The following is an 18,543-nucleotide window of genomic DNA, read 5'->3' as shown; positions in this document are numbered from 1 at the left end:
GACACTTCTAACTCTACCAAGCGGGCACGCTACACCAACTGACCTGCGGGTTTACGCTGGGATGCCTTCTGGCAGGCCAACTTCTGATCCCTGCAATGCAACACAGAATCACGGTCGTAGCGGCGTTCAGCACCCATGCGACCGTTGTCGACGACATCACCGGCCTGACGCCACTTCGTGATCTGCTCAACCGACCTGTCCACCAACCGCGACGCTTCCGCGGCCGTGATCCACCGCGCCGACAAACCCAGCACCTTCTCCGACAGATCACGCGCCATCCGCAGCTCGGCGCCGAACAGAACCGCCCGCGGGTGCACCTCAATCCATGCCCGGTTCTCGTTGAACCAGTCGACGACCTGTCCGAGCGCCGACATGCCATCCGTCCGCAAGCCGCACGGTTCGCCCGACTGCGAGTACCAGAACCCCACCGGCAGCAATGGTGCATCGTGCTGCATGGCACCGAAGTGCAGTGCCCACCTGGCAATGATCGCGGCTTCGGTGTCGGACTGGTGCAGAACGTCGATGTCGAGCGGCGGCGTGGACCTCGGGCCGCTTGTGGCGGGGAGTCCATCGGGGTCGTAGGCGCGCGCCTTCGGGGTGAGGGCCTTCTCCCGTAGCCACGTCACGGTGTCGAAGGTTTCGGCAATCAGGACGTCGAAGAGATCAGACATTGGGGGTTTCCTTCGTGGGGAGGTTCTCGGCTACGTGGATGGCGTGGAGCAGTTCGTCGGGGTGGTCGACTGCGAGGGCACCGAAGAGTCGGTGAACACGTCTCTGGTCGCCGCCCAGGTATTCGGTGAGGGCGTCAAGTACCGCAGACGTGGTCACGCTGCGTTACCGCTCTTGGCCTCAAGGCCAGCAATCCAGTCATTGATCGCGGCATCCGAGATCAGTCGCCGCTTCCCGACCTTGACCGACCGAATGTCGCCAGCATCCATCAGTTCGTACAGCTTCGAGCGGCTCACAGCCACACGATCGAGGGTTTCTGTGATGGTATTCAGCTTGTTCTGCATCTCGTATCCTCTGTCCGGTACAGCACTCGTATTGTCTGCTGCTATCCAGCACAGTACACCTAGTGGCCGACGGAAACACTTATCCCGAGATGTTGCGAGCAACTTTGATGAAAGCTCGCAGGTGAATCACAAACGGTCCTAGGCTCCGGACCGTCTCCGGCGTGTCGCACGTTCGACGCACTGCAGAACGCATTCACCTAGAATTGCTGCTATGCCGAACACTTCTGAGCCAGATACACGCGGTTCCGTCACAGCACGCGAGTGGGCTCAGCGGCGAGCCGAACGCATCGGGCAAGAGGTACAAGCACTGCGGAAGGCAAAAGGGTGGTCAGCGCTCCGCCTATCCGAAGAGACCGAGGACCTCGGCTACCCACTCACAAGGGCCGCCATCGCCAAACTCGAATCGGGGGGCAGGTCGGGGAAGATGGACGTTGCTGAACTCTCGGTCCTCGCGGCAGCTCTTGAGGTACCGCCCGTCCAGCTGATGTACCCAGACCTCGCTGATGGTCAAGTAGAGGTGCTACCTGCGCGTTATGTTCGGTCAGTCGAAGCCGCGCGGTGGTTCGCAGGCGAAGCCGGGCTGCCATTGCTAGACGATGAAGCCGACTACCAGTCGTGGCTCACTCAAGTAGAAGCGTGGAAGGCGAATGCACTCCCGCTGATCCAATCGAAGCGGTTGCAGTCCATCCGTGACGACACCGATGGTGCTGAGCGGCGCATCAAAGACACCAACAACCCGCGGCTCAAAGAGAACTGGGAGCGCGAGCTTACGCTGCGCCTTGAAAATCTGTATGAGCTGGTTCTGGACATGCGCGCGGGTGGGTTGAAGGTCGACGATGAGTAGACGGCTACCGCCAGGGGTTCGCAAAATCACCCTGCCCAGCGGTGCAACCCGGTACGAACTGATCGTGGACGCCGGACCGGACCCCGACACGGGTAAGCGCCGTCAAACCCGGAAGCGGTTCAGGACAGAGAAGGAAGTGCGCACCGCGTACAGCGAGATCACGTCAAAGGTCGGCAATGGTGAGTACACCACCCGCAACATTCACACCGTCGACAAAGTGTGCGCCGACTACCTCAACGGGCGGCACCGACTGCGCCCAACATCATTGAGCAAGCTCGAATACGATCTACAGCCGCTTCGCCAGCTGTTCGGCGACCTGAAAGTTCAGCAGATCAAGAAGAGTCACATCGACGAGATGATCCGCAGACTTCGCGACGGTGGCACCGTGACCGCCGCAGGCAGGGTTCGGAAGCCGTGGTCCGCACGGTCCGTCAACAAAACGATCCTTGCCGTGCATCAGGTGCTCGACGACGCACGCAAGCAAGGACTGGTGATGCGCAATGTCGCGGATGGTGTCGACGCACTCGAGGTCGACCACGTAGAGATGAAAACCTTCACGCCAGACGAGGTAGAGAAACTGCTCACCGCCGCGGATCGGGACCGCAATGGGCAAGCCTGGCACCTCGCCCTGTGCGGCTTACGGCGCGGTGAAATCTGCGGACTCCGCTGGGCGGACGTCGACCTGGACAAGAACCTGTTGGCGATCACGAACACCAGGACCTCGGCGGGCGGGCGAACGACTGAAGGTGCGCCGAAGTCCAAAGCGTCACGCCGGGTACTGCCCATTCCCACCCGATTGCGGCAAGTTCTCGTCGATGCACGGGAACGGCAGGTGGGGGAGAAGGCGAATCTCGGCGTCGACTATGTGGGCGACGGCAGCTATGTCGTCTCGAATGAGGTTGGGCAGCCATACTCGCCGGCGGTCCTCTCGAGGTACTGGCGCGACATCACCATCACGGCAGGGGTCAGGCCGATCAGGCTTCACGACGCACGGCACACGGCGGCGACCACGATGCACCTTCAGGGTGTCCCCGTGGCTGTGATCGCGCAGTGGATCGGGCACTCTAGCGCCGCGTTTACGATGCAGGTCTACGCGCATAGTCAGGACGAGGCCCTGTTGCAAGCGGCAAGCGTCTTCGGGGCTGCTGTGACACACCCTGTGACAGAAAAATCTTGAGTGGTTTCCGCTGAGTCAATTCACCGAAGTAATGCCTGGTCAACGATATTTTCTGGTGGAGCCGATGACGGGAATCGAACCCGCGTATTCAGCTTGGGAAGCTGATGTTCTGCCATTGAACTACATCGGCGCGCATGATATTGGGCGCCCGTAGGCAGGCCCAACACCCTGCGGGGCAAACATTAGCAGATGGTGACAGTCTTGCTGGAGGCGCACACGCCGATGCTCAGACGAGTGGCCGGCCGGACTTGATTCGCCACCGCAGGTCGCGCATGAGCAGGTTGTAGGGGAGTTCGCGCAGGGCGTTGGGCAGGCGACGGCTGACGGCGCCGATGGTCCGGAGGATGCGGTCGAATCGTCGCTGGTCCTTCTCGCTCCACGTCAGCTGCATTTCGTCGCGGAAGTGCTGGGGGAGGAAGCCTCTGGTGAAGAACAGGTTCATCGGGCCGAAGAGGCGCGAGATGATTGTGGGTAGAAATTCGAGCCGTGCGATGGAGAGGACGTGTTCGCGGATGGTGTCGTCGATCGACACGTTGGCCAGCGAACGGTTCCAGTACTCCTCGAAGGCGGCGCGGTCGGCCGGCCACATCTCCGGTGGGACTTGCAGGGTGGTGCCGAAAGTGGCGCCTTGCTTGTAGAAGAAAGCGGATGCCTCGGGGGAGAGGTCGCCGTGCAGGGCTCGGGTGACGTCCTCGAATCCGCGGTAGATGCAGGCGGCTACCCACAGCTGCAGTTCGGGATCGAAAGCGTTGTACTGGACCGGGCTGTCTGCGGTGGACCGCACTTTGGCGTGGGCACGGTCGACCCCTCGACGGAAGACGGCTTTCTCCTCGTCGGTGCCCTTTGCGGCGACCACGAGGTAGGTCAGCGTGGTGCGTGATCGTTTGAACGGATGCCGGAAGAGCTGCCCGCTCTCGACCCGACTCTCGTACACGCCGTACCCGACCCCGGGATGCGCCAACTGCATGATGATGTTGGCAGCGCCCGCCAGTAAGCCGGCACCGTCCATGACCTGGTCGAGACGGTCGGGTGCCTCGAGTGACGTCGACATAGTTGCTCCTGTTGTCCATCCACGGGAAGTGATCTGAATACGACCGTACTCACATATATGTTCGTCGTCCAGAGTTCGGTGGAAAGATAGTCGCCATGGTTACGGCACCGTCAGGTTCGACAGGTGGTCGCATGTATGGCGGTCAGGAGGGCGATGCGCGCCGCGCCGAGCGTCGCGCGCAGCTGATCGAGGCCGGACTCGACCTACTGGGCAGCGACGACGGCGACCACACGCTGTCGGTGCGCGGAGTCTGTAAGCGGGCCGGACTGGCCACTCGCTACTTCTACGAAAGCTTCACCGACCGGGACGCGCTGATCGTCGCCGTCTACGACCATGTCGTGCAACGCATCGCCACCAGCACGTTGGAAGCTGTGTCGACGGCGGGGCCGGGCGAACGCGAGATCGTCGAAGCAGGCGTAAGCAACATCGTCCGTGCGGTCGCCGAAGATCCCCGGCACGGCCGCCTCATGTTCTCCGTGGCGCAGTCGAGCGAGGTCCTGGCGCAGCGACGGCTCGACAGTTCACGACTGTTCGCCGGCCTCGTGACCAAGCAGACCGTCGGGTTCTACGAGGTGGCGGAGAGTCCCCGCCTCGACCTTGCCGCGCATTTCATGGTCGGCGGCCTGGCGCAGACGCTGACGGCCTGGTTGAACGGCACCGTGACACTGCCCGAGGAAGACCTCGTGAACACCTGCACCGATCTGCTGCTCTCGATGGCAATCCACACCCGCTGACCCGTTAACCTCTACCTGTGCTTCTCTCCGACCGCGATCTCCGTGCCGAAGTTTCCGCTGGACGTCTGGGCATCGACCCGTTCGATCCCTCCATGGTTCAGCCTTCGAGCGTGGATGTGCGCCTCGACAGCTTGTTCCGGGTGTTCAACAACACCCGCTACACCCATATCGACCCAGCTCAGCGCCAGGACGAGCTGACAACGCTTGTCGAACCGGCCGAGGGAGAGCCCTTCGTTCTGCATCCCGGCGAGTTCGTTCTCGGCTCCACGCTCGAGGTGTGTTCGCTGCCCGACGACCTTGCCGGGCGACTCGAGGGCAAGTCGTCGCTCGGTCGCCTGGGTCTGCTCACGCATTCGACCGCCGGGTTCATCGATCCCGGGTTCAACGGCCACATCACCTTGGAGCTGTCCAATGTGGCGAACCTGCCCATCACGCTCTGGCCGGGAATGAAGATCGGGCAGCTGTGCCTTCTGCGGTTGTCGAGCGCGGCGGAGCACCCGTACGGCAGCTCGGCCGCGGGCTCCAAGTATCAGGGGCAGCGGGGGCCGACCCCGTCCAAGGCGTACCTGAACTTCGCGCAGGACTGAGCGAGCGCGGCCCTCACGCCCGCGCGTTCCATTCGGCGATCACCGAGTGCACTCCGATCGAGTCGATCGTCGATCGGAGTGACCCCTCGACGGCCGTCCGGCATTCGAGATACCGACGGCCGATGTCGGAGGCGCTCGGTGACTCGGCAACGCCGATCAAAATTTCCGGAAACATGGTGCGGCTGCCCTCGATGAGTAGGGCCTCCTCGTCGACTGCTCGCACGGTGACGGGCGCACTACCGGTCACGTTGCCGACGAGCAGCGCGAGGTAACTCGTATCGGTGTACTCGTCCCGGACGACGATCAGTCGTGCGTCGTTGTCGCCCAGTCGTATCGACTGGTCGAGTATCCATGGAGCCGAGCAGGTTTCACGGTAAGCGGCGCGGCCGGCCGGCCGCTCCGTGTTACTGGAGATTCGCTCAGGCAGAGTGTTCATGACCATCTCCTGCACCTCAGAAGTCCCTCTGCGGGGTCCTGAGTCCAGTCTGCCGAATGTACCCACTCGGATCATGGGTAGTGGACTACCTGTTCTCTGTGTATAGGTGCCAGACGAGGTCGTAATGAGACCGTACATTCGTTATGAATTGCAGCGGAGGGGCTGAGAACGAGGGCGTCGACAAACTAGACTTCGAGAATGAGTCAGAGGTGGCCCCTGATTCGAAGACAAGCCGAGTTCGACGCCATCACCGCGTCGCTGAAGGCCCGGTCCGAGTGTTGCGGGGTGGTCCTTACCGGCGATCCCGGCGTGGGGAAAACCACCCTCGCCAGGTTCGCGACCGAATCACTGCCCGGCGAGGTGCGCTGGGTTGCCGGGACGGAATCAGCCCGAAGCATCCCGCTCGGCGTTTTTGCTCATCTGGTCGGCGCGTCGACCTCCCGGGATCCGGTCACGCTACTGTCCACGGCACGGCAGGCCCTCATTCACGACGGCGACACCCACCAGGACATGGTGATCGGTGTCGACGACGCCCACCTGCTCGATCAGCTCTCGGCGACATTCCTGCACCAACTGGCCCTCGATCGGGTGGTCAATATCGTCGCGACCGTCCGGAGCGGTGAGACCGTGCCCGACGCGATCACGTCCCTGTGGAAGGACGGGCACCTTCTTCGGCTGGAATTGATGCCGTTCACGCGGGAGCAGAGCATCGAACTGGTCGAGTCCGTGTTGGACGGCCCGCTCGAGGGGCTGAGTGCCGACATGATCTGGGAGGCGTCGGGGGGCAACGCCCTGTTTGTCCGGCATCTCGTCGAGGGCGCGCTGGAAGCGGGGACACTCCGCCGGTCCGGCGGTGTCTGGCAGCTGCGGGGTCGCGCCGCGATCACCTCCGAGCTCGCGTCGCTGCTGGAAACCAGGATCGAAAAGATCCCGTCCGACGTGCTGCACGCGCTTCAACTGCTGACCTTCTGCGAACCGCTCGATCTCGATGTTCTGTGTGCTCTCGCCGGTGAAAACGCAGTGGAAGAGGCGGAACGACGCGGCTTGGTCAGGATCGTCGAAGAACGACACCATCTCGATGTGCGCTACACCCATCCGCTCTTCGCCGAGGTGATTCGCCGACGGGTCGGTCGTGCGGCAGGACGCCGGTTACGCGGGAAGTTGGTGCAAGAGCTCAGTAATGGCGCAGTGACGGGTGCGGCGCATCGGATACGTCTCGCCGAGCTTGCACTCGACAGCGACCACTCCGTCGACCCGGCGCTGCTCGCGTCGGCGGCTGCGGATGCCATCGGACTGGCCAACGTCCCGCTCGGCGAACGACTGGCACGTGCAGCGTTCGAAGAAACCGGTGATTTCGGAGCGGCCGACCTCCTTGCCCGGGCATTGCTGTGGCAGGGGCACGCGGCCGAAGCCGAGGCACTGTTGCTCGCATTCTCCCCCGACTCGTTGACTCAGGCGCAGTTGGTGCGCTGGGGGACATCACGCATCGCGAACCTCTTCTGGGCACTCGGCGATTCGGAGAAGGCGGACGACGTCCTCGCAGTGCTACGCGAGCGTGTTACCAAACCGAGTCTCCTTCCGGTGGTCGAGGGCATCGGATCTGTGTGCGCGGTCTTCGAGAATCGACCGCAGGAGGCGGTGGACGCCGCGTGCGCTGTTCTCGCCTCGGAGCGGCCGTGGGCGGTCGAATGGGCGTTCTTCGGCGGGGGACTGGCGCTGGCGTTGATGGGACGCGGCGACGAGGTTCCCGCGTTGGCGGCGCGGAGCGCGGCCGTTGCCGAACAGATCGACGGATTGCTGCGCTTTCCCGCCGGGCACGGCGAGATTCTGGCCTTGACCATGACCGGGCACTTCGACCGGGCGCAGCGCCGAGCCGAACAGTATCTCGCCTTCGCGTCGAGTGGCCGCTACCTGGCGTGGGGACTGGCAAATATCCTGGTCGGGACGGTCGAACTCGTCCGCGGACGGTTCACCGCCGCGGCCCAGCGCCTCGAACAGGCGATCGCAGCACTCGACGTGGGCGACACCGCCGACGCAGTGTCCTGGAGCGTCCCTGCCTATATTGCCCTGGGGCAGACATACGCCGTGCTCGGCCGCATCCACGAGGGACAGCGCGTCGTCTCGGAGGCGCGAGCCCGCAGTGGCCGGCACGTGGCAGTGTTCGGGCCCCAACTCGAACTGTCTGCCGCGTGGCTCGCCGCGGCTCAGGGTGAGACTTCGCAGGCCATCGCGCTCGCACGGTCCGCCGCCGAATCAGCAGCAGCTGCGGGACAGTTCGGTGTCGAGGCGGCCGCACTGCACCTTGCCACTCGATTCGGTGACCATTCCACTGCTCCGCGACTGGCGGCCCTTGCCGAACAGTGCGACGGCGAACTCGTCCGAATCGCGGCCGCACAAGCATCCGCGTCAGCCTCCTCCGACGGACCCGGGTTGGCGGCGGCAGCGGACAGATTTCGAACGGTCGGTGCACTTCCCGATGCCGCCGATGCCTATGCGCAGGCCGCGATCGCCTTCCTCCGCGCGGACATCAAACGACTCTCGGTCGAGTGCGCCGCCACGGCGGCAGCACTGGCGGACGAATGCGACCGGATGTTGTCTCCTGCTCTCGTGGAGGCCGCACATCCACTGCCGCTCACGATTCGCGAACGTGAGATCGCATCAATGGTCGCGGCAGGATTGTCGAACCGGCACATCGCCGACCGTCTCTTCCTGTCGGTCCGAACCGTCGAGGGACACATTTACCGCGCGTGCATCAAGCTTGGGGTCGCGGACCGTAACGAGCTCGCCCAGTTGATGAACCTCACGACACGACCAACTAAAAACGAGTAGTCGGCTACTCGTGTGCTGCCTCGCAGACCTGAGAACACTGGGGTCGGAACAGACCGTTGCCGGTGTTCGGTGTGGAGGCCGCCATGAAAGACGTCGTTGTGTTGATACCAGGGATCACGGGATCAGTTCTGGCACGGGACGGCAAGGACGTGTGGGCGTCGACTCCAGGGGCTGCGCTGCGGGGAGTGCTCTCGCTCGGCAACAACATCAAGCGGTTGCAGCTCGACGGCGACGATCCAGAAGTCGACGATCTCGGCGACGGCGTGGTAGCCACCCGGGTGATGCCGGACTTCCATGTACTTCCGGGCTTGGATTGGAAAATCGACGGCTACACCAAGTTCCGCGTTGACCTGGTGCGCCGGTTCGGGGTGGTACCGGGCGAGAATTACTTCGAGCTTCCGTATGACTGGCGGCGTGACAATCGGGTGGCGGCCCGCAAGCTGGCGCGGCACGCTCACGGATGGTTGACGCGCTGGCGGGAGAAGTCGGGCAATTCCGATGCACAGTTGATCCTCGTGGGTCACTCCATGGGTGGCATCGTTGCCCGCCTCTACCTCGAATTGCTCGAGGGGTGGAAGGACACCCGGACACTCATCACGTTCGGCACGCCGTACTCCGGGTCGATCAACGCGCTCGAGTTCCTGGTCAACGGATTCCGCAAAGGATGGGGCCCGTTCACCGTCGATCTCGGCAACCTCATTGGTTCCTTCACCTCCGCCTATCAGCTGCTGCCGTCTTATCGGTGTCTCGAAAGTCCGAATGCGTCGTGGTCGAACCTGGACGACAAGATGGACGACTGGACGGGGACCGGGCTGGACGCCGCCCGCATGAAGGACGCGGTGACGCTGCACCGGCAGCTGCGCACACAGGTTCAGGAACGACTCGAAGCAGACAGGGACGAGGGCTACGACATCCGTCCCATCATCGGCGATTTCCAGCGCACGCACTGGGCTGCCCGGTTGGTAGACGGAAAGATCGTATCGCTGCCCGTGCGCGGACCGGGCGAAAGCGGCGGCGACGGCACAGTGCCGAAGTTGTCGGCGACCCCACCCGAACTCATGAAGGGGTGGAAGAACGCGGCCTTCTTCAGCCAGAAACATGCGTCGCTGCAGAACGACGACCCGGTGCTCGACCACGTCGGCGGGGTATTGAACATTGCGGTGATCACCCCGCCGAACGTATTTCCTGCGGTGAGCGAATCGGTGTCGCTCGAAGTCGACGACGTGACGACCGCCGAACCACTGGTGATCCGTGCGCGGACCGACGACCCTGGCGCCGAACTCGTCGCACATGTCGAGCCGGCCGTCGGCGGTCCGGTCCGGCAGCATCGGCTCTCGACTTCGGTCGACGGTTGGCAGCAGGCGACTGTCGAGGACCTCGCAGCTCAGGACTACCGCATCACGGTCGGTGCCCCGGGAGTGCACCCCGTCACGGACCTGGTGAGCGTCGTCGACTTGGACGAGGTAGCACGGACAGTGGATATGTAGGAGCTGGAAAGCATGATTCCGCCATCGAGGCGCAGTTTCGAAGAGCTGGAAATCAGTGTCCTCGAGGCCGGGGACTACATGTGGCTCTCGGCGAGATCCCCGCAGGGTTCGGTTTTCGCGGTGAAACGACCTCTGCCCGAGTGGAAGCTACCCCGCGAAGTCACCGGCAGGCCGGTCGACGAACCGGGTGAATGGCTCACCGATGCCGTCCGGCACGCTCGCCCGGACGCCGGACCCGAAGCACTCGAGGTGGGGAAGGTGCTGACAGACCTGGTGTTCGGTGTGCCGGAGATCGTCACGCTTCTGCAGCAGACACGTGGCACGGCAGGGACCGCGGGGAACCAGTTGCTCATTCGGATACTCGCGGCGCCGAACCGCATCGCCGCATGGCCGTGGGAGTTGTTACTGGATCCCCAGCGCCCGGACAGGTTCCTGTCCATGGCGCGGGACGTCCACGTGGTGCGGTCGGGACGAAGCCGCACCTACCCGATCCGGCAAGCGCCGATCGATCCACCACTCAATCTGTTGCTGGTCATGTCGAGTCCCCTTCGCTCGGGCCCGGACGAGTCCGAGGCACCGTTCGACCTCTATGCTGAAAAACGCAGTCTGCTGACGGAGTTGCAGCCGATGGTCGATCGAGGCCTGTTGCGTGTGGTGGTGGAGGATCGCCCCTCGGTCGAGCGTCTGCGGACTCGTATGGGGATGCAACGCCGCGGCTTTCATCTGTTCCACTACCTCGGGCATGCCAATCCCCACGGACTGAAGCTGGAACGCCGCAACGGTCGTGGGACACTTCTGCGGAGCCAAGAATTCGCTCTCTTGCTACAACAGCTTCCGGATCTTCGACTCGCTGTTTTCGCGGGATGTGAGACGGCGCGCGCGCCGGGTGTCTCGGCGGCGGACGAAACGTGGCCGGGCCAGCTGTCGTCGGCAGACTACTGCGTGCGGGATGCGTGTCCGATGGTAATCGGGATGCAAGCCGTGCTGCCCTTCGGGACGGAGCGACTGTTCACCCGCTTCTTCTACCAGGGACTCACCGCCGGGCAATCCGTCGCCGAGGCGCTGCGGTTGGCGCGTCTCGCGATCAACGGCGACGAGAACAGCGGTGATCCTCTGCTGAACTGGGCCGTGCCCTGTCTGTTCGTCGGCGGAAGCGATCCCGGTGCGGTCATCGACCCGGACGCGAAGGCGCGGCCGAGGCCTGCGCCGCGCAAGGTCAGTCGCCACCTGGGCGTACGTCAGGGTGAACTGCGCTTCATCTCCCGGCTCACCGAGTTGCGTGAGGCCGTGGACGTATTGTCCGGGAACACTTCGGCGCGGCTTCTCCAGGTGGTCGGCATGCCGGCCACCGGGAAGACCTCACTTCTCGACCGGGTGCTCGAGGAACTCGACCCGGACATCGCGCAACTTTTCATCAGCGCCAAACGTCTGCTCGCGGAACCCGAACCGGTCCGCGAACTGGCCTGCCTCGTCAAGGAACTTATCGACGGCAAGGGTCTTCGGGCGGTGCCGGCGGGTAGGTTCAGCGCCGACGACTGGTGGGAACGGTTGATCGGGGATCTCGGGGCCGTGCCCGCCGCGATTGTGATCGACGATGCGGACTTGCTCGCAGCTGATTCCGCCGGAGCATCTGACCTCGTGAACGCGCTTGTCACCCTCACCGGACGACGCGGCCGCGCACGGTTGGCGGTGGCCACCACGACCGATCTCGATCAACTGACGCAGTCGCTGCGACCGTCCGAAGTGCGCACGATCCGCCTCGAGGCACTCTCCTGGCCCGAGGTGTGGCAATGGATCCGCCGCAATCTGCCGACACTCACTCGCTTCTCCGAGACGGAACTGTCCAAACTGTACGGCGAACTGCGCCACCTCGAACTGTGGGAACAACTAGCCGATCTGGTTGGCCAGAGTAATTCCTTCGATTCGGACGATCTGCCCGCCCTGGTCAAGCAGGTCGCGGTTCCACCCGGAAAGGTTCCTGCGGCAGCGGCGATCGGCAGCGACTTCTTCGGGACGTCGGCCGAACTCGAATCCGACATGGAGCGACTGTGTCCCGCGACTCCGGTAAAACGCCCATTGCAGTTGGCGGTCGCCGGGCCGTTCACTGCCCGGCGCCGTCAGGAGGTCGCCGTCGCACTCACCCAGTGCGCCATCAACCATGGAGTACCAGGACGGGTCGTCGCCGGCGAAACAGGAGTCGATGAATCTGCTCTTGCCGAACTGCTGTCACACGAGTTGGCGTTTACCGACGGCGCGCCGTCGGAGCGCGAAGTCTGTCTGTGGTTGGAAGAAGCGGGGCGAGCGGGAGCCGACATCATCGTTCTCGACTACGGGAACGCGGAGCCGACCGACACCCAGAACACGATCATCGCCGATCTGGTCAGAGAGGGTCGACTGGTGATCGCGTCAGGTGATCACTCGGACGAACCCAGCTTCCCTGCGTGGAGCACCGACGCACTTGCGATCGGTGCGGTCGAGGACGACGGCTCCCTCACCCACGAGACGCCGTACTTCTCCCGAGAGGGCAAGCCGGACATCTACGCGCCGAGAACCATCTCCGGGACCACCTGCGAACAGATTGTCGAAGAACCGGAGATGGAGGGGACGACCTTCGCCGCGCTGTACGTGGCTGCCGCTGCGATGCTGGTGTGGGCCACCGACCGGAATCTGACGGCCTCCGAGGTCCGTGCACTGCTGCTGGACACGGCAGTCCCGATACCGGCGGGGCGTGGTGAGTCCGCGAAGCGGCTGGACATGGAAGCTGCACTGGATCGAGCCCGCCGCAGGCTCATCGTCGGCGCGCTCGGGTCGGAGGCGCTCGAACTCGGGCAACTACTCGCCGAAACACCGATCCGCCCAGAATTGGCGGTACCGATCCTCGACGCCCTCGTGGCCGAGGGCGGTGCCGTCCGCAAGGTGGTCCGCAACGGTGTCGAGCAGTTCGAGCGTAGCGATTCCGCGGTGACGCCGAAATACGAGTAGCGGACTACGCATGACTGCCGTGCCGGACGGGACAAGGCTGGTAGCAACCGGCCAGTACTACGCGAGGAAAAGTAATGACCACCGTCAACAGCATGGGACGCCGTAGAGTTCGACTCGATTCGCCCGCAATGACATTCGCGAGTGAGAAACAGCGGCAGGCCGAAGCGGCCGAGCGCCGCGCACGGGAGAGGGTCGCGCAGAGACGCGAGCATGTGGACGCGCTCGCCGGTCCCGGTGGAATCGCGGCCGTCGAGACTCCCGAACGAATCGCCAAACGCCTGGATCGGCTCACCCGCTATTACACAGGCGAGGACGTACCGCAGGCGACCCCCACCGCAGCGTCGGGTGTCCTCGTGGAGGAGGCGCTCGACCGGGTGAGTGAGTGGGTGGATAGTGACGCCTCGGCCGATCAGGTGCTGGAAAAAATCATCAACACCTCCGATTTCGTGGGAGTACGCTATCTCGATGCCGGGGTGGCGGCTGCACGGTCGATCGGAAGGGTGAACATCCGCGATTCCCGGGGAAACCTGCAGGGCTACGGCACAGGCTTTCTCGTTTCGCCGACCTTGCTTCTGACGAATCACCATGTGCTGCCGAGCCCCGAAACAGCACGCAGCAGCGTAATCGAGTTCGATTACCAGGACGGTATCGACGGCAACCCGCTTCCGGTGCAAGTCTTCCCGCTGGATCCGGGCCGGTTCTTCCTCGCCGATCGGGAGCGCGACTTCGCCTTGGTGGCGGTTCGGGCACCTGCGCCGGTTCTCGCCCAGTTCGGATTCAACCGGCTGTTCGCCGCGGAGGGCAAGGCCGTCATCGGAGAGTTCGTGACCATCGTGCAGCATCCGCGCGGAGACAAGAAGCAAATTGCCCTGCGGGAGAACCGCATCGTCGATATTCCCGAACGATTTCTGCACTATTCGGCGGACACCGAGCCAGGCTCCTCGGGCTCCCCGGTGTTCAACGACCAGTGGGAAGTGGTTGCACTCCACCACGCGAGCGTACGAGCACCGCAGCACACCGAGTTCGGTGGGATCCTCAACGAGGGGGTGCGGATCAGCCGCATCCTGAAGTTTGTCGCCGACCAGGACATGCCGCGGAAGTGGCGCGCTCTCGTCGACGAGATCGTCAGCGCGGAGCAGGAATTAGCGACACCCTCTTCATCGCTCCGGCAGGACGTGGTGCCCAGGGAGGAAATCACCGTGCGCGTTCCGTTGGAAATTACTGTCCGCCTCGGTTCCGCCGAACCTCGCAGGGCCGCCGGCGGTGAGCCTAGTGACTCCGAAGCAATTTCGATCGACCCCGACTACAGCAACCGCCGTGGTTACGACCCGGGCTTCCTGCGAGTTCATCTACCCTTGCCGGTGGCCGGCCCGCAGGTGGCTTCGGTTGCGTCCGAAGAGCTCCGCTATCACCACTTCAGCGTAGTCATGCACACCGAGCGGGCTCTTGCGCTGTTCACAGCTGTCAACATCGACGGCAAGCAGTCACAGAATCCGAAGCGGGACCGTGACCGCTGGATCCTCGACCCTCGACTCCCGGCACGCCAACAAACCGGCGAGCGTGTGTACGAGAACAACCCGCTCGACCGAGGGCACCTCGTGCGCCGACTGGACCCCGCCTGGGGGCCGAATGCGAAGGCGGCAAATGACGACACGTTCCACTTCACGAACTGCACTCCGCAGCACCACGACTTCAACGCGGGGAAGACGCTGTGGCTCGGACTCGAAGATTACGTGCTGAAGAACGCCGACAACGCCGATCTTGCCGTGAGTGTCCTGACGGGCCCGGTGCTCGCCGCCGACGATCCCCGCTACCGTGGTGTGGCGCTGCCGCGTCAGTTCTGGAAGACCGTGGCGATGGCCAAGCGAGACGGCGGCCTCTCGGTTACCGGCTACCTGCTCACGCAGGCGGCACTGCTCGACGAGTTCACGGAAGGGGAGGAGTCGTTCTCCTACGGCGCGTATCGCACGTTTCAGGTTCCGGTACGGAGGATCGCCCAGTTGACCGGGCTCGACCTGGACGCCTACGTCGCGGCTGATCCACTCGAACAGGTCGAGGGCACCACTCTGCCCCGTGAATTGATCCGCCCCCAGGACCTCATCCTCTGACGTCGACGACAACTGGCTCGAGAATCGAGTACCGGACTACTCACGACGAACCCACGCGGCAGGGGAGAGGATCGAACTATTCAGCGCAGTCGGGTGATTGGTCCGACATGGAGCACCCCGGCGTTGTCGCGGACCGCAGTTCCATCTCACCGGTGAGGAAATCATGAATCGCTATCATCCGTTGGCCCCCGGAACCTACACCGGCGTGAGCAGCGGCTACCGAACCCCGGACCGGCCGGATCATCGCGGCGTGGATATCGCCGCGAACAACGGCACGCCCATCTATGCACCGACAGACGGCACCATCGCCTATGTGGGAATCGACGACGACCCTCAGGGCTACGGCTCCTGGCTGGTGATCGACTCCCAGAATCAATGGGGTTTGGATTTCACGTTCGGCCACACGCCGCCATCGTCGTTCATCAACCCACACACTGGGGAACAGTGGAAGTTCGGCGATCCAGTGCACGCGGGTGAGCAGATAGCCGTGGTCGGCTCGGAGGGTGGTTCGAGCGGCCCTCATCTACATTTCGAGACATTCGGTGCGCCGGGCCGCTTCGGCGGACCCGATCTGGATCCCGACTCGACATGGCTGAAGGAAGCCAAAGATCCGCGTCAGGCGCCGAAGGACAACGGACACACCTCATTGGTGGGCAAGCTTCTGGTCGACTTCTCCGCTGGTGTTCCCACAGCTGCTCAGATCCAGTCGGGCGGATTCGCCGGTGCCATTCGTTACATCTCCGACCCGAGGGCGGGATGGATGCTCGGCAAACCGCTGCGGAGGGAGGAGGCCGACGCCCTGCGCGCAAGAGGTATGGTCGTCGTCTCCAACTTCCAATTCGGTAAGTCCGACTGGCTCGGTGGAGCGGAGCAGGGTCGACGGGATGCAGAGCGGGGAATACAGATTCACCGTGAGGCCGGTGGCCCCGAGACGGCGGCAATCTATGTGTCGGTGGACGCGTCGCCCAGCGAGGAACAGTGGAATACGCTGGTTCGCCCGTACCTGCTCGCGTGGCAGGAACGGCTCGGCAAGACGAGGATGGGTGTCTACTGCAACTATCCGACCATCGAGTGGGCGCTCCGCGACGGCATCGGCACCTATTTCTGGATGCACAATTGGGGCAGCAACGGCCGTGTACACCCCGCGGCGCACCTGCACCAATTCGAGATCGACAAGCAGAAGGTGGGAGGCGTCGGCATCGACCGGAACCGTATCCTCAAAGAGCAGTTCGGCCAGTGGGACGGTGTCGCCGCGGACGTTCCGACGCCGGTCGTCGAACCAGCGCAACCGCAGCCGGTGACGTCGCCCAGCGGATACCCGATCACGTGGTACGGAGGCCCGGGGTATGACACCGGTCACGGCGCATACTTGCGTATCTACCTGCACACCACCGAGAACCAGGACTGGGTGGCCCGCGCCGAGAATGTTGCCAATTATCAGGCCGGAGCGCAGAACGGCAGCTACCACTACCTGATCGACGACCACCACATCATCAACACCGTCAGCACCAAGAACACCGCGTGGGGCGTGCTCAGCGACAACCGCGTCAGCGTCCAGATCGCAATGGTGGGCACTTCGGGAAGCACTGAAACCTGGAGTGGCGCCAATCCGAACCGCGAGGAACGGCCGAAGTCGCGTGAGCAGTGGCTCGCTCACACGAAGATGCTCGACATGGTGGCATTCGTCATCGCCAAGGTCGCCACGGAGTACGACATTCCAATCGAGCGCGTCGACATCGGCGGGGTGGGCCACAACCGCAAGGGAGTGAGCAGCCACAACAACTACACCTACGGTTCGCGCGTTCTCAGAGGTTTCAAGGATGGGACGCACTGGGACGTCCCCGACACCTTTCCCTATGACGTCGTGCTGGCCGCGGCGAAGCGGTACGCGGGACTCCCCGAAGATCCCGATCGCTTTCCGCTACCTCCCGGTCACTACTGGGGGCCGCTGGACGGGCCCACCGAATCGTGGTCGAACACCTTCGGCAACGAACCGCAGTCCTCGAAAGACGGCCTGAAGCGCTGGCAGCAGACCATCGGTATGCCCGGGACGAGTATTTTCGACAAGGCCACCAAGGATGTAGCGACGCGAATGCAGCAGCTGTGGGGATGGCCGGTCACCGGAAACGTCTATGAGGGTGAATGGAACGAAGTCATCCATAACGGGTGGCGGCTGCCGGCGCCGGAGCCACCCCGGCCGGCGGTCCCGATCGAGGCCGGGCCCAAGGTGCACCACTCCAAGAAGATCAAAGAGGTGACGGGTCCCGGGCTGACCGACCGGTTCGGCATGGCCGCAACCGATCTCGGCGTGATGGCACGTACGCCGTCGGGACGAATACTGGCAATATTCGGCGACACTTTCCGTGGACCCCGAGTGGGAGACGGTGACTGGCGTTCGCCGGTAGCGCTGTTCTCCGACACCAAGAAGCTCGACGAGGGAATAGTGTGGAGTGAGGCCGCCGGCGGCGATCCCCGCTATGCGCGACAGCTCTGGGACTACCAACACGACAATCCGTTCTTCTCGACAGTTCTCCCGTCCGACGTCGTCACCATCGGCGACACGATGTACCTGCATGCCATGGTCAACAAGGGCCTCGGCAACGTCGTCTGGACCGAAATCTGGAAGTCGACCGACGACGGACAGACGTGGCAGCACACCGGGGCGAAATTCGATGCGGGGCTTCACCGTGGACTTGCCCAGCTCTGGACGTGGGATGCTCCCGGGGACGGATGGGTCTACGTATTCTCCACCGGCTTCCAGCGCGACAAACCCCTGATCCTCAGGCGTGTGCGCGAGGACAGGATCACCGACCGGAATGCGTACGAGGGGTGGGGTTGGAAGGACGGCGCTTGGCGCTGGGGCAACGAGCCGACCCCGGTGCTGGAAAGAGCGCACTCAGCCGCCAAGTTCGGTGAAATGTGTCTGCGGGCAATCCAGGGTAAGTGGGTACTGGTCACGTTCGACAGCTCCGACGTGGGCGGTTACGACATCGACGTGCGCGTGTTCTCCAAGATCACCGACAACCTTTACGAGGCACACAAGAGCACACCCTTGCGCGGGGTCGGCTGGGGACAGGAGGGAGACGACGCGGTGGCCCAACTCTACGGTCCGTCGATCGTCCCCGGATCGAAGTTGGACGGCGGGTTCCATATCTTCGTGAGTCAGTGGAAGACGGAGGGCCCCGACAAGGGATGGCCGTACAGGGTGCTGCAGTTCAAGATCCCCGTGTCGAGCCCCGGGTTCCGTGACGACGGGGGCGTCAACCCCCACGACGGCCGGTAGCGGGTCGCCTCC

14 protein-coding genes and 1 tRNA gene are annotated in these 18,543 nt (G+C 63.7%); 9 read left to right on the top strand and 6 right to left on the bottom strand.

The window, feature by feature from the left end; all coding sequences use genetic code 11:
- Positions 1–29 precede the first annotated feature (29 nt).
- The 3 genes from CBI38_RS24745 to CBI38_RS24740 are packed head-to-tail and all read right to left on the bottom strand — an operon-like array spanning position 30 to position 1,013.
- Complete coding sequence (locus tag CBI38_RS24745) at positions 30–671, bottom strand: hypothetical protein (RefSeq protein WP_109333030.1); 642 nt, start codon at positions 669–671, stop codon at positions 30–32.
- Positions 664–828 (bottom strand): hypothetical protein, encoded by a 165-nt coding sequence (locus CBI38_RS37995; protein ID WP_162603285.1) that lies wholly within the window; start codon positions 826–828, stop codon positions 664–666. The genes CBI38_RS24745 and CBI38_RS37995 overlap by 8 nt, the downstream gene beginning before the upstream one ends.
- The gene (locus CBI38_RS24740; protein WP_109333028.1) at positions 825–1,013 is read right to left on the bottom strand and encodes an excisionase family DNA-binding protein; all 189 of its coding nucleotides are present in this window, start codon (positions 1,011–1,013) and stop codon (positions 825–827) included. Before CBI38_RS24740 ends, CBI38_RS37995 begins: the two co-directional genes overlap by 4 nt.
- Before the next feature lie 424 nt (positions 1,014–1,437).
- Between CBI38_RS24740 and CBI38_RS24735 the strand changes: the two genes are divergently transcribed.
- Positions 1,438–1,857, top strand: a complete 420-nt coding sequence (locus tag CBI38_RS24735) for a hypothetical protein (protein WP_109333026.1) — start codon at positions 1,438–1,440, stop codon at positions 1,855–1,857.
- Positions 1,850–3,034 (top strand): site-specific integrase, encoded by a 1,185-nt coding sequence (locus CBI38_RS24730; RefSeq protein WP_109333025.1) that lies wholly within the window; start codon positions 1,850–1,852, stop codon positions 3,032–3,034. The genes CBI38_RS24735 and CBI38_RS24730 overlap by 8 nt, the downstream gene beginning before the upstream one ends.
- Positions 3,035–3,090: 56 nt before the next feature.
- On the opposite strand, the gene CBI38_RS24725 is transcribed toward CBI38_RS24730, so the two are convergent.
- Positions 3,091–3,164 (bottom strand) — tRNA-Gly (locus CBI38_RS24725).
- Positions 3,165–3,260: 96 nt separating this feature from the next.
- Complete coding sequence (locus tag CBI38_RS24720; protein WP_109333023.1) at positions 3,261–4,085, bottom strand: oxygenase MpaB family protein; 825 nt, start codon at positions 4,083–4,085, stop codon at positions 3,261–3,263.
- Between the two features lie 131 nt (positions 4,086–4,216).
- Between CBI38_RS24720 and CBI38_RS24715 the strand changes: the two genes are divergently transcribed.
- Both CBI38_RS24715 and dcd read left to right on the top strand, forming a co-directional pair.
- Positions 4,217–4,819 carry a TetR/AcrR family transcriptional regulator gene (locus CBI38_RS24715; protein ID WP_418328284.1) on the top strand — a complete coding sequence of 201 codons (603 nt, stop codon included), beginning with the start codon at positions 4,217–4,219 and terminating at the stop codon, positions 4,817–4,819.
- A gap of 17 nt (positions 4,820–4,836) precedes the next feature.
- Positions 4,837–5,406, top strand: coding sequence for a dCTP deaminase (dcd, locus tag CBI38_RS24710; protein ID WP_109333019.1), 570 nt, complete (start codon positions 4,837–4,839; stop codon positions 5,404–5,406).
- Positions 5,407–5,419: 13 nt separating this feature from the next.
- Here dcd and CBI38_RS24705 read toward each other — a convergent pair whose 3' ends face one another.
- A complete protein-coding gene (locus CBI38_RS24705; protein ID WP_162603284.1) occupies positions 5,420–5,842 on the bottom strand; it encodes a hypothetical protein in 423 nt (140 codons plus the stop codon).
- 198 nt (positions 5,843–6,040) lie between these two features.
- On the opposite strand from CBI38_RS24705, the gene CBI38_RS24700 reads away from it, so the two are divergent.
- The 5 genes from CBI38_RS24700 (at position 6,041) to CBI38_RS24680 (ending at position 18,531) form a co-directional block, all read left to right on the top strand.
- Positions 6,041–8,671 (top strand): helix-turn-helix transcriptional regulator, encoded by a 2,631-nt coding sequence (locus CBI38_RS24700; protein WP_109333015.1) that lies wholly within the window; start codon positions 6,041–6,043, stop codon positions 8,669–8,671.
- Positions 8,672–8,754: 83 nt separating this feature from the next.
- Positions 8,755–10,158, top strand: coding sequence for a lipase/acyltransferase domain-containing protein (locus tag CBI38_RS24695; RefSeq protein WP_109335335.1), 1,404 nt, complete (start codon positions 8,755–8,757; stop codon positions 10,156–10,158).
- A 12-nt stretch (positions 10,159–10,170) separates the two neighbouring features.
- The gene (locus CBI38_RS24690) at positions 10,171–13,140 is read left to right on the top strand and encodes a CHAT domain-containing protein (protein ID WP_109333013.1); all 2,970 of its coding nucleotides are present in this window, start codon (positions 10,171–10,173) and stop codon (positions 13,138–13,140) included.
- A gap of 74 nt (positions 13,141–13,214) precedes the next feature.
- Complete coding sequence (locus CBI38_RS24685) at positions 13,215–15,248, top strand: DNA/RNA non-specific endonuclease (RefSeq protein WP_109333011.1); 2,034 nt, start codon at positions 13,215–13,217, stop codon at positions 15,246–15,248.
- Positions 15,249–15,411: 163 nt separating this feature from the next.
- On the top strand, positions 15,412–18,531 hold the full coding sequence (locus CBI38_RS24680) for a DUF4185 domain-containing protein (RefSeq protein WP_109333009.1): 3,120 nt from the start codon (positions 15,412–15,414) through the stop codon (positions 18,529–18,531).
- Positions 18,532–18,543: the final 12 nt, after the last annotated feature.

It is taken from the genome of Rhodococcus oxybenzonivorans, assembly GCF_003130705.1.
GTDB lineage: Bacteria > Actinomycetota > Actinomycetes > Mycobacteriales > Mycobacteriaceae > Rhodococcus_F > Rhodococcus_F oxybenzonivorans.
Note: the sequence above shows the minus strand (reverse complement) of the source record. Positions and strands in the feature narration are given on the sequence as shown.

Excerpts from the sequence above, each read along its gene's own strand:
- CBI38_RS24720 (WP_109333023.1), bottom strand. The coding sequence starts at position 4,085 with ATGTCGACGTCACTCGAGGCACCCGACCGTCTCGACCAGGTCATGGAC.
- CBI38_RS24695 (WP_109335335.1), top strand. The coding sequence starts at position 8,755 with ATGAAAGACGTCGTTGTGTTGATACCAGGGATCACGGGATCAGTTCTG.
- CBI38_RS24680 (WP_109333009.1), top strand. The coding sequence starts at position 15,412 with ATGAATCGCTATCATCCGTTGGCCCCCGGAACCTACACCGGCGTGAGC.
- CBI38_RS24685 (WP_109333011.1), top strand. The coding sequence starts at position 13,215 with ATGACCACCGTCAACAGCATGGGACGCCGTAGAGTTCGACTCGATTCG.
- CBI38_RS24735 (WP_109333026.1), top strand. The coding sequence starts at position 1,438 with ATGGACGTTGCTGAACTCTCGGTCCTCGCGGCAGCTCTTGAGGTACCG.
- CBI38_RS24715 (WP_418328284.1), top strand. The coding sequence starts at position 4,217 with ATGTATGGCGGTCAGGAGGGCGATGCGCGCCGCGCCGAGCGTCGCGCG.
- CBI38_RS24690 (WP_109333013.1), top strand. The coding sequence starts at position 10,171 with ATGATTCCGCCATCGAGGCGCAGTTTCGAAGAGCTGGAAATCAGTGTC.
- CBI38_RS24700 (WP_109333015.1), top strand. The coding sequence starts at position 6,041 with ATGAGTCAGAGGTGGCCCCTGATTCGAAGACAAGCCGAGTTCGACGCC.
- CBI38_RS24705 (WP_162603284.1), bottom strand. The coding sequence starts at position 5,842 with ATGAACACTCTGCCTGAGCGAATCTCCAGTAACACGGAGCGGCCGGCC.
- CBI38_RS24740 (WP_109333028.1), bottom strand. The coding sequence starts at position 1,013 with ATGCAGAACAAGCTGAATACCATCACAGAAACCCTCGATCGTGTGGCT.
- CBI38_RS24745 (WP_109333030.1), bottom strand. The coding sequence starts at position 671 with ATGTCTGATCTCTTCGACGTCCTGATTGCCGAAACCTTCGACACCGTG.
- CBI38_RS24730 (WP_109333025.1), top strand. The coding sequence starts at position 1,850 with ATGAGTAGACGGCTACCGCCAGGGGTTCGCAAAATCACCCTGCCCAGC.